General features: G+C 51.7%; 11 protein-coding genes. 4 read left to right on the plus strand and 7 right to left on the minus strand.

Annotated elements, in window-relative coordinates:
- Positions 1 to 40 precede the first annotated feature (40 nt).
- The 6 genes from D0C16_RS09835 to D0C16_RS09860 form a co-directional block, all read right to left on the minus strand.
- Positions 41 to 4,240: a YhdP family protein gene (locus D0C16_RS09835; RefSeq protein ID WP_151032218.1), complete on the minus strand. Its 4,200-nt coding sequence runs from the start codon at positions 4,238 to 4,240 to the stop codon at positions 41 to 43.
- A gap of 28 nt (positions 4,241 to 4,268) precedes the next feature.
- Positions 4,269 to 5,738: a ribonuclease G gene (gene rng, locus D0C16_RS09840; RefSeq protein WP_151032220.1), complete on the minus strand. Its 1,470-nt coding sequence runs from the start codon at positions 5,736 to 5,738 to the stop codon at positions 4,269 to 4,271.
- Complete coding sequence (locus tag D0C16_RS09845) at positions 5,735 to 6,340, minus strand: nucleoside triphosphate pyrophosphatase (RefSeq protein WP_304487108.1); 606 nt, start codon at positions 6,338 to 6,340, stop codon at positions 5,735 to 5,737. Before D0C16_RS09845 ends, rng begins: the two co-directional genes overlap by 4 nt.
- 75 nt (positions 6,341 to 6,415) lie before the next feature.
- Complete coding sequence (gene mreD / locus D0C16_RS09850) at positions 6,416 to 6,901, minus strand: rod shape-determining protein MreD (RefSeq protein ID WP_151032222.1); 486 nt, start codon at positions 6,899 to 6,901, stop codon at positions 6,416 to 6,418.
- Positions 6,901 to 7,767: a rod shape-determining protein MreC gene (gene mreC / locus D0C16_RS09855; protein ID WP_255482105.1), complete on the minus strand. Its 867-nt coding sequence runs from the start codon at positions 7,765 to 7,767 to the stop codon at positions 6,901 to 6,903. Before mreC ends, mreD begins: the two co-directional genes overlap by 1 nt.
- Before the next feature lie 137 nt (positions 7,768 to 7,904).
- On the minus strand, positions 7,905 to 8,939 hold the full coding sequence (locus tag D0C16_RS09860) for a rod shape-determining protein (protein WP_151032227.1): 1,035 nt from the start codon (positions 8,937 to 8,939) through the stop codon (positions 7,905 to 7,907).
- 439 nt (positions 8,940 to 9,378) lie between these two features.
- On the opposite strand from D0C16_RS09860, the gene gatC reads away from it, so the two are divergent.
- The 4 genes from gatC (at position 9,379) to D0C16_RS09880 (ending at position 13,136) form a co-directional block, all read left to right on the plus strand.
- The gene (gene gatC, locus D0C16_RS09865) at positions 9,379 to 9,666 is read left to right on the plus strand and encodes an Asp-tRNA(Asn)/Glu-tRNA(Gln) amidotransferase subunit GatC (protein WP_151032228.1); all 288 of its coding nucleotides are present in this window, start codon (positions 9,379 to 9,381) and stop codon (positions 9,664 to 9,666) included.
- A gap of 191 nt (positions 9,667 to 9,857) precedes the next feature.
- Complete coding sequence (gene gatA, locus D0C16_RS09870) at positions 9,858 to 11,312, plus strand: Asp-tRNA(Asn)/Glu-tRNA(Gln) amidotransferase subunit GatA (RefSeq protein ID WP_151032229.1); 1,455 nt, start codon at positions 9,858 to 9,860, stop codon at positions 11,310 to 11,312.
- A gap of 12 nt (positions 11,313 to 11,324) precedes the next feature.
- A complete protein-coding gene (gene gatB, locus D0C16_RS09875; RefSeq protein WP_151032230.1) occupies positions 11,325 to 12,770 on the plus strand; it encodes an Asp-tRNA(Asn)/Glu-tRNA(Gln) amidotransferase subunit GatB in 1,446 nt (481 codons plus the stop codon).
- Positions 12,771 to 12,839: 69 nt separating this feature from the next.
- Positions 12,840 to 13,136 (plus strand): PA4642 family protein, encoded by a 297-nt coding sequence (locus D0C16_RS09880; RefSeq protein WP_151032231.1) that lies wholly within the window; start codon positions 12,840 to 12,842, stop codon positions 13,134 to 13,136.
- Positions 13,137 to 13,218: 82 nt separating this feature from the next.
- Here D0C16_RS09880 and D0C16_RS09885 read toward each other — a convergent pair whose 3' ends face one another.
- On the minus strand, positions 13,219 to 13,605 hold the full coding sequence (locus D0C16_RS09885; RefSeq protein WP_151032232.1) for a potassium channel family protein: 387 nt from the start codon (positions 13,603 to 13,605) through the stop codon (positions 13,219 to 13,221).
- Between the last annotated feature and the right edge of the window lie 50 nt (positions 13,606 to 13,655).

A 13,655-nucleotide genomic window follows, 5' to 3' on the forward strand; every position in this document is an offset into this window, starting at 1 on the left:
CACCCAACACTGCGGTGGCTTTTTTATTTTGAATTTCTTACTAACGCCGTCGTCGCTTGGGCGGTGGGTCTTTTTCATCTTCAGATTTATTGACGCTATCACGCAAACTTTTTTCGCTTTCAAACAAGCGATCAAAACGCATTTTGGGATCACTCCAACTGCCTTTGATGGTGTAGCTGAGGCTGGTGGCTTGATCTACCTGTTTTTTGAATAATTTGCTGACCAGATAAACACCGGCAGCAGCGGGCAAGCCTGTCGCCAGGGCGGCAAAAAAGGTGAGATTACCAGTCACTGGCAAAGTAGCGATTAAACGAGTATTGATGGTTTCATCGCGTAAATTAATTGTGCCGGCCATTTGCAAACCACTAGAGGGTGTGCGCACCAGCAGCGGATCTTCAAAGACCAGGGTGCCTTGATTAAAGCGTACCTTGCCGTTGATTTCGTCGTAGGCCAAACCGCTTTTGTAGAGGTCAGAAAAATCCAGGCGCATACGGCGCGCGAGCGAGTCAAAGTTGAGAATGGAGAGTAGCCGCAGGATTCCGTCGCCCGCACTGGCGTCGCGTTTGAAGCGACCATTTTCCATGTGGATACGCATCTCACCACCCAGCGCAACCAGACTAAAATCCTGCGGGGAGCCCGGCCAGAACAGATCTGTCTCGTAGCGCGCCAATTTACTTTCAATCGTGTCAGGCTTTTTCCATTCGCGCAGTACCGCGCCCATATCTCCGGCGGTCAGTACGCCCATAAAGTGCGTTTGCATTCCCTGCGAGGTATAACCCCACTGGATTTGCGCACCAGGGTTTTCTTCGGTACCGGCAATAGTGACGCCGCGAATGCTGCCGCGAATCTGATCGATCAACACACCCTGCGCATTCGGGCGCAATTGCAACGACCAACTGCCAAAATTATCGCCATCTAACGACAGGGTTTTGATACTCACATTCGCCAGCGGAATGGTGCGCGGATCAAGTAATTTGGGCTCGGGCGGTGCGAGTGCTGCATCGCCGCTTTCCTCCTTGGTCAGTGCAGCTTCAGTCTCAGCGGCGACCACATTTTCTTCATCACCCAGCGCGGCTTTGGTGAGGGCCAGATAGTCGAGGTTTACCTCCAGCGGCACAAGACTGCTTGACGGTACCAGCAGCTCTCCAGCAACTTGAGGATTGGCAACCTTTAAATTCCAACCTGCTTGCACAGGCACGGCCACTACGTGTAAATCTTTCAGGGTCAAGGCGCCCAACTCATAATGGCCAACCACCAAATCGGTGCGGAACGGCAAACCGGCAATGCGCCCCACACCGTCGGACTCGGTGGCAAGCATTTCCTCAACCTCCTGCGCCGTGCGCGGAGCGTTTAGGCCACGTGCCACCACCGGGGTTAGCTGCTCACTGAAGTCCCGATAGCGAGTTTGCACTGCTTTCCATAAATCCAAATTCACATCAGGCACATACCCCGAAACGACAAACTCATTGCCGCTACCTAACTGGGCATCACTGCCCAACGCAATATTGGCCGAGAGCAAGCGGTTATGACGGCGATCCAACCGCAGCAGGCTCTGGGTATTTTCGCCATAGGCCAGATGAATTTGCGCTTGGGCATCTTGCAGCCAATATTGGAAAACCAGCGGGCGGGTCTGTTCTGCTGTTTTGCCATAAGGCGCTGGCAAATCGACTTTTACGCCTTGCAACTCACTGGTAACGGTAATTGCTGCGAAGGCGTCATTGGCAAATTCAACCGGTGTTTGCAGTGGCGCGGCAGCGGCTTCCGGACTTAACTCCACCGCTTTGCTCTGGCGCGGACGATGATTCAATTCCACCATCGCCTGATAGGGCAACTTATCCTCCATAAACAATACTTCCGGGCGCTTGCTCCAGTAAGCCAGTTGTCGCGCATCTACCGCACCCGCCAGACTAATCAAGGTTTTGTTGTAGGTTTCCTGTTTTTCACTCGCCAGCTTTTGGGTGCTGAGCTCTGCGGTTAACGACTCGCCAAAAACCTGCCCGCGCAGCTCGCGACTACCAATACCTGTGTCGCTGTTATAGCTGATGTGACCGTTCAAATCGGTCACACTTAAATTGAGGTTTTGTAGTTCAAACAGCGGTGATTGCAGATCCACATCGACTTGTTGGCGATGGCCGAACGGCTTTGCTTCGCCGGTTCCAATGGGAATATCCAGTTCCAGCTGCGCGCGCATTTCACCTTGCATAGTCCAGGAATCCAGGCTGGAACCCATGTATTTGCGCATTTCACCTTCGCGCAACACGCGAATTCCATCGCTCGCTGGCCCATTAATTTGGCCAGTCACCTGCAACAAGGACCCATGGCCTTGAGCGCGCGGGTTCACCAGTACTTCAACGCCTTGAGCCCGACTATCCAACAGGCGCGCCGAGTTAACACTGGCTGCAACCTTGGTATCCGTAACCAGCAAACGCCCCTGCAGGTCAGTTAACGCCGGCCAACCAGAATGATAATTGAGCGCGGCGCGGTCCAAATCCAGATACAACTGATAAGTGCGCGCCATGGGGTTTTTAGTATTGAGCGTACCGCGATAGACGAAGCCGGCCTCGTTGGCCAAGCCTGGGTTCTCTAAACCAATACTACTGGCAAGCCAGGTGGCGAGGGTCGCCGGAATGGTGGCGGGCGTGTATTTTTTATAAAGACTGGCATTGAGCGTCTGACCACCAATCTGCAAATACAAATCTATATCACCGGTATTGCGTTTCCAGGGCAGCCCGAGCCACATATAGCCACGCGCCAGCTCATCGCCCTTGCGGAATTCCAGCTGGCCGCTGTTAACGTAAATCTGGTTATTTTCAGGTTGCAAATGCCAGGCGACCTGGCCTTTGGCGGAGTCATATTCCATGGGTGCCGCGTAAGTAGGAGAGTAATGCATCGAAAAGCCACGACGGGAATCGATATCGACAAAGCCGCCTTTTTGCCCGACCTGCAAGTATCCGTCTACCCCCACCAGCGCTGGCACGCCCTGCCAAGCGTTAACCGCGACTTGATCCAGGCTGGCCCGTAATTGCCAGTCTCTGGGTTGTTGAATTGGCAGACTTAGCTGGATATTACGCAATTGGCCGCGCGGATTCAGCGTACGCAAGACTTCCTGTAATCGCGCGGTTCCCAAGGCGCCTGCACCATCGAGCATATGCGTCAAACGTTCGAGATCCAGATTATCCAGGCTCACCTTAAGGGGTTGCTGGAATCCACTCGAACTCGCCGCCAGATTCAGTCCATTGATTTGCTGGTCTTTCATCGCGGCATTGATTTGCTGTAACCCCAAACGCCATTCACCCCCGGGCAACCAAAACCCGGTTAGTTCGGTCGCAAAATCATCCAAGGCCAAATTGCGCTCACCCAGCGGCAAAGCCAGGCGTTGTACTCCCAGGCTACCGACCAAATCATAACCTTTACCGCCCGCGCGGGTTTCGAACCAGATATTCGCATCCACTTGCCCTTCGCCGTGTAGCGCTGACTTGCCGCCCAATAAAAAAGCGCTGGCAGCTGCAATGGGCTCGCTGGTCGGGAAACGATTGAGCTGCAAATAACCTTTGCTTAGAAACTGTTGGGTATCGCGCGGGTCGCCCTTACCTTCCACGACAAAATACACGGTACGAGGCTGGTCGCCTACGTCTATCTGTAATGCGAGGCGATGGAAATCATCGGCGTTTTCCAACAACAGATAGGGTGAGTTCAGCTGTATTTGTTGTCCGGAATGAAATGTGAAGCCCAAATGACTGCGCTGAAATTCAATCCGGGTGGACAAGAGCAGCATGTCCACCAAAGTATCCAACTGCGCACGCGTATTATTGGCAGGCGTAGCGCTAGTGCGCGGCAACCCGGGGATCTGCCAAAAGCCTTCGGACGTCTGGGTAAAATTCATATCGACCTGAGTGAGCACCAGGCTGCTCCACACCGGCCGGAAATTTAGTAGCGATTCAAGAATATCCAGCCGCAACCGAGCCTGCTGCAGGGCGATAATCGGCTGCCCCTCCTGACTGTAGATGCTGAAATCCTGCACCACCAGGCTAGGCTTTAATCCAGTCCAGTCCGATTCGATATGACCGATGTTGACCCGCGCATTAAGCGTGGAAGAAAGGTATGAAGCAATGCTGTGGTTATAGTCGCCCAACAAATGGGAAAAGCTCCGCCCCGACTGCACCAGCACTGCCAACAAAATCAGTGCCAAGGCAGTCAGCAGATAAAACCACTTAACCAATTTGCGAAATGCGCGCCTCATTAAACGTCAGAGTTTCCCAGCCAAAAAATTAAACCAACACAATATCGTATTGCTCTTGATGGAATACGGCTTCAACCCTGAACTCGATCGTCCGCCGGATAAAGGCCTCCAGATCCGCCACATAGGCTGCTTCTTCATCCAACAAACGATCTACTACTACTTGCGAGGCCAGCACCAAAAACTTTTCGTTGTCGTAGGTACGCGCCATTCGCAGGATTTCCCGGAAAATTTCGTAGCACACAGTTTCGGCGGATTTCACCTGCCCGCGCCCCTGGCATACAGGACAAGGCTCGCACAGCATCTGCTCCAGAGATTCGCGTGTGCGCTTGCGTGCCATCTCTACCAGCCCCAGCTCGGATACACCGGTAATACGGGTTTTGGCATGATCCTTTTCCAGTGCTTTCTCCAGAGTACGCAACACCTGACGCTGGTGCTCCGGGTCCTTCATGTCGATAAAATCGAGGATGATAATCCCACCCAGATTACGCAGGCGCAGTTGCCGTGCAATCGCCGAGGCCGCTTCCAGATTGGTCTTGAAAATCGTTTCTTCCAGATTGCGATGGCCGACAAACGCACCAGTGTTTACATCCACCGTGGTCATGGCTTCGGTCTGCTCGATAATCAAATAGCCGCTGGATTTAAGCGCTACACGCGGCTCTAATGCACGGTGGATTTCCTCTTCTACACCATACAGCTCCAGCAGCGGCCGATCGCCACTGTAAAGATCGATCAAATCAATTAACTGGGGCGCATATTTGGACGCAAATTCGAGCATTTGCTGGAAGGTCAGGCGTGAATCCACTCTGACCCGATCAATAGGCGCGCGCGCCATATCACGCAGGGCGCGCAGATAGAGCGGCATATCGCGATGAAGTTCCGCTGGCACACCCAATCCTGGCAATTTATGAGTCAAATCCTCCCACAGGCGCAACAGAAAGGGGATGTCCGCCACTATAGACTCCGCTTCAGCGCCTTCCGCTACCGTGCGTACGATAAAGCCACCTTTAATGTCCTGCTCAGCGACTGCCGTCTCCACAGCCTGACGCAAACGCTCGCGTTCAGGCTCATCTTCGATACGGGTGGAGACTCCAATGTGATTGGCATTGGGCATATATACGAGATAACGGGAAGACAAGGTCAAGTGAGTGGTAAGACGCGCACCCTTGGTGCTGATGGGGTCTTTCGCTACTTGAACAAGTAAGGTCTGGCCTTCACGCACCAGTGAGCGAATATCTGGCACTTCGGTGCGACGCACCTCACCTTCCGGAGGCTCCGGCATCATGTCAGCGGCATGGATAAATCCCGTGCGCTCCAAACCTATCTCCACAAAAGCAGCCTGCATACCGGGCAAAACCCTTACAACCTTGCCCTTATAGATATTGCCAACATAGGTTTCCCCATGGCTGCGTTCGATGTAGAACTCTTGCACTACCCCGTTTTCAACCAGGGCAACACGGGTTTCCACCGGGGATACGTTAATCAGAATTTCTTCACTCATGCTTTTACTCCCAACGACCACCAGGGCACCCGGAACTCACGTAACAATTCGCAGGTCGCTTCAATCGGCAAGCCCACGACGCAGGAATAACTGCCGTGAATTTCCTTCACAAACACTGCACCCAAACCCTGGATTCCGTAGCCACCGGCCTTATCCTGCGGCTCGCCGGTTTCCCAGTAGGCGTCTATCTCTGCATCACTTAGTTCGCGAAATGTCACCCGCGTAACGGCCAGTCGTTGCGCTTGTTGTGTTTGGCTGTGGAGGGCAATTGCGGTAATAACTTCATGGGTTCGACCCGATAGCTGGCGCAGGATCTGGCGGGCATGGGCCTTATCACGCGGCTTTTCGAGAACTACGCCGTCAATCAAACCCAAGGTATCTGCCCCCAATACCGGCGCCAACGGCAACTTTTGTTGTTGTAACTCTGCAAATCCGGCGGCCGCTTTTTCGCGGGCAAGACGCTGTACATAAGCTAGTGCTGACTCGCCGGTCGCCATCTGCTCGGGCACGCTGACCCGCACCACCGAATGCATTACACCAATTTGGTCTAATAGCTCACGACGGCGCGGCGACTGGCTGGCAAGATATAAATCGGGAATCAACGGTTGGGCGCTCCTGAACTGGTGAGGAATTATTTTAGTAAAGCGTTTATGGATAAACCCTGAACCAATTTGGCATTAATGTTGGTGACTGTGGGTCAGACGGTTCAACCAAACCCAACACACCGGCCATATCAGTGCACTGGTTAGCGCAGGATACAAAAACTGAATGCCGGACAACGGACGCCCGGCCATACCCTGAACCCAGTTATCAGTGAGTTGAGCGATCCCAACCAACACAAAAATCCATGCGGATTGGCGCCAAAGTGAAAAATTGCGCACTCGCTGGTAAGACAAAATGCAGATGTAACCCACTATCACCAAGCCCAGACTGTGTTGCCCAAAAGGCACTCCTTCCAGCAAATCCTGGAACAAACCCAGCGCACTCAGGAACAGAAAACTGACGGTGAGTGGCATGAAAAATATCCAGTAAATTGCCACTACCAATACAAACTCGGGCCGCCACCAGCGAAAATCCATCGGCAAGGGGTAAACGGAAAGCACCAGCGCCAACAAAAAACTGAAGGCGATAATGAAAAAGAGATTAATTGGCTGGGCGGGCATTATTGTGCCCCGCCCTGCAAACTTGAAGCAGAACTGGCGCTACTGCTGGAAGTAGGAACAACGACGGCAGGCAGAGAAACTTTCGCCAAGGCACCTGGCACACTGGCCTGATCGCGATTTTCAAACACCAGCAACAGATGGCGACTACGATCCAGACGCGCCATAGGCTTTGCGATCACCGTTAGAAACGCTTTGCCTGGATCACGCACCACTTGCAGCACTTCAGCCACCGGGTAGCCCACCGGGAAGCGGTCACCAAGACCGGAACTCACCAGCAAATCGCCTGCACGAATATCGGTGTTGGCAGAGACATGACGCAAACTCAGGCTATTTAAATCACCAGTGCCTTCTGCAATCGCCCGCACACCATTACGATTTACTTGCACCGGAATCGCGTGAGTAGAGTCCGAAATCAGTAACACAGTACTGGAGCTTTCGCTCACCTCGGTGACCTGCCCCATCAACCCAAAAGCATCCAAGACCGGCTGGCCTTTGAAAGCACCATCTTTCGTGCCGCGATTGATAATGACTTTATGACTAAGCGGGTTGGGCGACACTCCGATCAATTCAGCAATCAGCACTGTGTCTTGCAACATCTGGCTGGCATTAAGCAACTGGCGCAGACGCACGTTTTCCGCCGCCAATGACGCTAATTGTTGAAGTTTACGCTGATGAATGAGCAACTCGGTTTTGAGCGCCTCGTTTTCAACCTTGAGGTCAGCTTGAGAGACAAAGGTATCCTTGCGCCAATCGTTAACACGGCTGGGCACATTGGTAATTTGATAAAAGGGAGTCACAAACTGGGCCAGCTTTTCACGCAGTGGCTCCAGTTTATCGGTATAGAGCCCAACAACGACCAGCACCATCATGATCACAATGAACAGGAAGGCGCGACTGGTTGCGGATGAGCCTCGGGCAAAGAGCGGTTTAATGGCCGTATCTCCTGTTTGTTATTAACCCTGCAAACAGGGCAGCGGGAGCGACACATCGCCCCCGTCATTTATCAGGACGACAGCAAATCCATATTACGCTTGTCGCTCATCTCCAGGGCCATACCGCCACCGCGAGCAACACAGGTCAGTGGATCTTCCGCCACAATAAACGGCAAGCCGGTTTCGTTGGAGAGCAAACGGTCGATATCGCGCAGCAAAGCGCCACCGCCAGTCAGGACCACGCCGCTTTCAGCAATGTCTGAAGCCAGTTCAGGTGGAGACTGTTCCAATGCACTTTTAACCGCCTGTACGATACCTGCGAGAGGGTCTTGCAGCGCTTCCAGCACTTCATCGCTACTCAGGGTAAAGCTGCGCGGCACACCTTCAGCCAGATTGCGTCCGCGCACATCAATTTCACGAATTTCGCTGCCCGCAAATGCGCAGCCAATTTCCTGCTTGATACGCTCCGCCGTCGCATCACCAATCACGCTACCGTAGTTGCGACGCACATAGTTCACGATGGCTTCATCAAAGCGATCACCGCCAATGCGCACAGAATCGGAATACACCACGCCGTTCAACGAGATAACCGCGATCTCGGTAGTACCGCCACCGATATCCACCACCATAGAACCACTGGCCTCAGACACTTTCAGGCCTGCACCAATTGCTGCCGCCATAGGCTCTTCGATCAAACGCACTTCGCGCGCGCCCGCACCCAGCGCAGATTCACGAATTGCACGTTTTTCTACTTCAGTAGAAAGACAGGGAACACTAATCAAAACGCGGGGAGATGGATTAAACCAGGAGTTTTCGTGCACTTTGCGGATAAAGTGTTGCAGCATTTTTTCGGTAACCTGAAAGTCAGCAATAACGCCGTCCTTCAGTGGGCGAATCGCCGTGATATTGCCCGGGGTACGACCTAACATGCGCTTGGCCTCAACCCCTACCGCTTCCACAATCTTGGTACCGTTGTGATGGCGAATTGCAACTACCGATGGTTCGTTTAAGACGATACCGCGGCCGCGCACATAGATCAGGGTGTTAGCAGTGCCAAGGTCAATGGAAAGGTCGTTGGAGAAAGCTCCACGCAGAAGTTTCATCATAATGTGATGGGGCCTTAAAAATAGGTTAAATATAAAATTCTGTTCCAGCCTGGACTCGGGGCACACTGGTGGGACCCACACTCCCTGAGTTAAGGACCTCAAAATCCGGATCTGTTATAGCTGATCCGTTCCCGGAGGACTCTCCTTGCACTTTTTCGCAAGCGCGCAGTATAAGTGAATTTGTTTTTTTATCCGACCCACTTTGTAAGTAAAGTTCACCGGATGTCGGATAATTCGCGCCAATTGCGTTTAAATTTTGCACAATCTCGCCGAATTCAGAAACAACTGCTCGCCGCGTTAAAAACTGGCTGCACTCTATCAACCACAGGGTTTCTGGGCAAGGCGCAAATGTGATACCTTTGGCGCCCGTTTTTGGCGGTATAACGCGGGTTGGCCGCATGTTCACCGCATGTTTCGATTTTATCTGCTGGAGCTTCCCATGGCTGTTGACCGTTCCGATATCACCAAGCTGTCCAAGCTGGCGCGTATCCAGATTTCCGATGAGGCTGCTGATGAGGCGGCAAAGAGTATTTCCGATGTGTTGGCACTGGTTGACCAATTGCAAGCCGTGAATACCGATGGCGTATTGCCCATGGCGCACCCGTTGGATGCGGTACAACGCTTGCGCGCGGATGTGGTAACCGAGCCAAACCAGCGCGAAGCCTTCCAGGCAATTGCACCGGCAACGCAGGATGGCTTGTATCTGGTTCCGCAGGTTATTGAATAAGAACACACACCCCACAAAGAAAAAGAAGTTTTGGGATTCAAAATACGCCGTGTATCCATCCATGGAGGCTCATCGTCGACATCCCTGTCTTCGATGGTTTTGAATCCCAAAACTTCTTTTTCTGGAAAGATCATCGCACTCATTTTTATAGAACTGGCGAAAACTCGCCGACAAAAATCAGGATATTCGCAATGCATCAATTCACCATTGCCGAACTGGTAAAAGGTCTGCGCAACAAAGACTTTTCCAGTACCGAAGTGACCCAACATTATCTGGATCGCATCGCGCGTTTGGATAAAACCTATAACAGCTACATCACCGTCACCAGTGACATTGCGCTGCAACAAGCGGCTGCTGCCGACCAACGCCTGGCCGCGGGTAACGCACCCGCACTTTGCGGTGTACCTATTGCGCACAAAGATATTTTTTGCACCACCGGTGTACGCACTTCTTGCGCATCAAAAATGCTCGATAAATTTATCGCCCCCTACAACGCCACCATCGTTGAAAATTATTTAAATTCCGGTGTGGTGATGCTGGGTAAAACCAATATGGATGAATTTGCCATGGGCTCATCCAACGAAACCAGCTGGTACGGTCCGGTTAAAAATCCTTGGGCGATTGATTGTGTTCCCGGCGGCTCTTCAGGTGGTTCTGCAGCTGCAGTTGCCGCACATTTAGCGCCAGCAGCGACTGCATCGGATACCGGTGGCTCGATTCGTCAACCAGCGGCGCTGTGCGGATTAACCGGTATTAAACCAACTTATGGTCGCGTATCGCGCTGGGGCATGATTGCGTTTGCATCAAGCCTGGATCAAGCTGGAATTTTGTCACGCACAGCAGAAGACGCGGCGATTTTGCTAAACGATATGGCGAGCTACGACGCGAAAGACTCAACAAGCGTTGAGCGCGACGTACCAGATTACACCGCGGATTTAAACAAGCCATTAACTGGTCTGCGCATCGGTGTTCCAAAAGAATATTTCGGCGAAGGCTTGAATCCGCAAACAGCAGCTCACGTAGAATCTGCGATTAAAGTCTACGAAAGCCTCGGTGCAAGTATTCATAGTGTTAGCTTGCCTCACACCCACCTTGCAGTACCGGCGTATTACGTGATTGCACCGGCCGAATGCTCAGCGAACCTGTCGCGTTTTGACGGTGTTCGTTACGGCCATCGCTGCGAAAATCCAACCGATTTAAATGATCTTTATATGCGCTCGCGCAGCGAAGGTTTTGGTGCAGAAGTAAAACGCCGCATTCTCGTCGGCGCTTACGCTTTGTCTGCTGGCTATTACGATGCCTACTACAGCAAGGCGCAAAAAATTCGCCGCTTAATCAAGCAGGACTTTGTTGATGCATTCCAAACGGTCGATGTCATCCTCGGCCCAACCTCGCCTTCACCGGCATTCCAATTTGGCTCAAAAACCAAAGATCCAGTGGCTATGTATTTGGAAGATATTTACACCATCGCGACTAACCTCGCCGGTTTGCCCGGCCTCTCCATTCCTTGCGGATTGGTGGACAACAAACCGGTTGGCTTGCAACTGATTGGCAATTTCTTTGCGGAATCACAATTGCTCAATGCGGCGCATATGTTCCAGCAAGCCACCCACTTCCACCAACAAACTGCCCCTGGCATTGAGTAAGGAGTCCTTTCTATGCAATGGGAAACTGTAATCGGGTTGGAAGTACACGTACAACTTGCAACCAAAACCAAAATTTTCTCGGGCGCCAGCACTGCCTTCGGCGCTGAACCAAACACTCAGGCCTGCGCCATTGATTTGGCATTGCCGGGCACCCTGCCCGTGGCCAACGAAGAGGCGTTCCGTTTCGCCACCATGTTTGGCTTGGCGGTGAATGCGGAAATTGGCAAGCGCTCAGTATTTGAACGTAAAAATTATTTTTATCCGGATTTGCCGAAAGGCTATCAAACCACACAACTTGCTGAACCGATTGTCGGTGCCGGTTTTGTGGATTTGGAACTTGAAGGTGGTCGCACCAAGCGTGTTCGCATTCATCACGCACACCTGGAAGAAGACGCGGGTAAATCCCTGCACGAAGATTTCGCCGGCATGAGTGGAATCGATTTGAACCGCGCAGGAACGCCACTGATTGAAGTAGTAACCGAGCCGGATATGCGCAGCGCTGAAGAAGCCGTTGCCTTTGCCAAAAAATTGCACTCAATCGTCACCTCGCTGGAAATTTGCGATGGCGAAATGAGCCAAGGCTCCATGCGTTTTGACGTGAATATTTCGGTACGCCCAAAAGGCACCGAAAAACTCGGCACCCGCACTGAAACGAAAAACCTCAACTCTTTCAAATTTATGGAAGAGGCGATTGAACTGGAAGTTGAACGTCAAATTGATGTACTGGAAGACGGCGGCAAAATTATTCAGGAAACCCGCTTGTACAACGGTGACACCAAAAAAGCGCGCAGTATGCGCAGCAAAGAAGACAGCAATGATTACCGCTACTTCCCCTGCCCTGATCTGTTGCCGGTAATTCTGGATGATGAGTACATCGAATCTGTGCGCAAACAAATGCCAGAGCTGCCCGAAGCAAAACGCGCGCGCTTTGTAGAGCAATATGGTTTGAGCAGCTACGACGCTGGCCAAATTACTATGGATAAATTCAGCGCAGCATTTTTTGAAGCATCCACTAAAATTTCGGGCGAGCCAAAACTCACTGCTAACTGGATTATGGCCGACTTGGGCGCTTATTTGAATCGCACCGAGCAACGTATCGACCACTCACCAGTAACTCCAGAATTGCTCGCAGGTTTGGTAGTGCGCATTAAAGATGGCACCCTCTCCAGCAAAATCGCCAAGCAAGTATTCGAAGCTATCGCCAACAGCGAAGGCGATGCCGACACCATCATCGAAACCAAAGGTTTGAAACAGGTTTCCGATACCGGCGCGCTGGAAAAAATTATCGACGACATAATCGCAGCCAACACTACCCAAGTGGAAGGATATCGGGCTGCCGCCGAAGACAAGCGTGCAAAAATGCTTGGATTCTTCGTAGGTCAGGCGATGAAAGCGTCCAAAGGCCAAGCCAACCCGCAAGCATTAAACGAACTGCTAATCAAGAAACTGAATGGTTAATCAATCACGCTTGCAGAGCTACACACGCTCTGCGAGCGCGATTCAAAAATTTTTATCGGAATTTGAAACATGAGCTTACGTAAAGACAAAGAAAAAGTACTGGGCGAAACCTTTGACGATGCCCGCATTGCGACATTTCTGGATTACCCTGCCCCTGCAGGCGTGAACGCCGATTACCATCTGCTCGAAAAAGCCTATCGCGGCATGCTCGGCGGAAACTTTGCCACCTTCGTGAAATTTTTCGTCGAAGCCGGCAAAGACATCAACGCCGTTGGCCCGGAAGGCAAAACCTTCCTGCAAGTTGTAAAAGCACACCGCAACGGCGAAGAATATGCCATTGCTCTGGAAGCAGTGGGCGCGAAATAATATTTCGCAGCCCACCAAAAACGAAAAAGGCAGCTTTTATTGGCTGCCTTATTATTGGCACCGATTCAATATCCCGCACAAATCAATAATCCGGCGGAGTTTCCTGTGCTTTAACACCTACCTTCTTTGCAATGTCCGTTAGAATATCCTCTTGCCACTCCTGCTCTTCATGCGTGAAGGCATTTTTATCTTCCAGTAGCTTCACAATGATATTCGCTACAATCATAGGGATAATGCCAAATATCCAAAAATGTCCAAAGAAAATTCCGGTAATTCTCCCTGGAACTGTCGCAGGACTTAGATCGCCATAACCGATTGTCAGCGCCGTTACAACAGCCCACCAAATGCCATCAGCGAATGACTTTGACTCAAATACGGAAAATAACTCCGCGGCGATAAGAATACTCGTTAGATAAATTGCCAGAATTACCCATAAGCGATTAGCTACATAGATTGCTACTTTTTTCATTGCTTGCTCCTTTTTGTGTTTATTTTTTGGCAGTTTATGCGACTATACCT

It is taken from the genome of Cellvibrio sp. KY-GH-1 (genome assembly GCF_008806975.1).
In the GTDB taxonomy this organism is placed as follows: domain Bacteria; phylum Pseudomonadota; class Gammaproteobacteria; order Pseudomonadales; family Cellvibrionaceae; genus Cellvibrio.

Bases quoted from the DNA above. Each gene is read 5' to 3' on its own strand.
- gatC (WP_151032228.1), top strand. From the start codon at position 9,379: ATGGCTGTTGACCGTTCCGATATCACCAAGCTGTCCAAGCTGGCGCGT.
- gatA (WP_151032229.1), top strand. From the start codon at position 9,858: ATGCATCAATTCACCATTGCCGAACTGGTAAAAGGTCTGCGCAACAAA.
- D0C16_RS09880 (WP_151032231.1), top strand. From the start codon at position 12,840: ATGAGCTTACGTAAAGACAAAGAAAAAGTACTGGGCGAAACCTTTGAC.
- mreD (WP_151032222.1), bottom strand. From the start codon at position 6,901: ATGCCCGCCCAGCCAATTAATCTCTTTTTCATTATCGCCTTCAGTTTT.
- rng (WP_151032220.1), bottom strand. From the start codon at position 5,738: ATGAGTGAAGAAATTCTGATTAACGTATCCCCGGTGGAAACCCGTGTT.
- D0C16_RS09885 (WP_151032232.1), bottom strand. From the start codon at position 13,605: ATGAAAAAAGTAGCAATCTATGTAGCTAATCGCTTATGGGTAATTCTG.
- D0C16_RS09860 (WP_151032227.1), bottom strand. From the start codon at position 8,939: ATGATGAAACTTCTGCGTGGAGCTTTCTCCAACGACCTTTCCATTGAC.
- mreC (WP_255482105.1), bottom strand. From the start codon at position 7,767: ATGGTGCTGGTCGTTGTTGGGCTCTATACCGATAAACTGGAGCCACTG.
- gatB (WP_151032230.1), top strand. From the start codon at position 11,325: ATGCAATGGGAAACTGTAATCGGGTTGGAAGTACACGTACAACTTGCA.
- D0C16_RS09835 (WP_151032218.1), bottom strand. From the start codon at position 4,240: ATGAGGCGCGCATTTCGCAAATTGGTTAAGTGGTTTTATCTGCTGACT.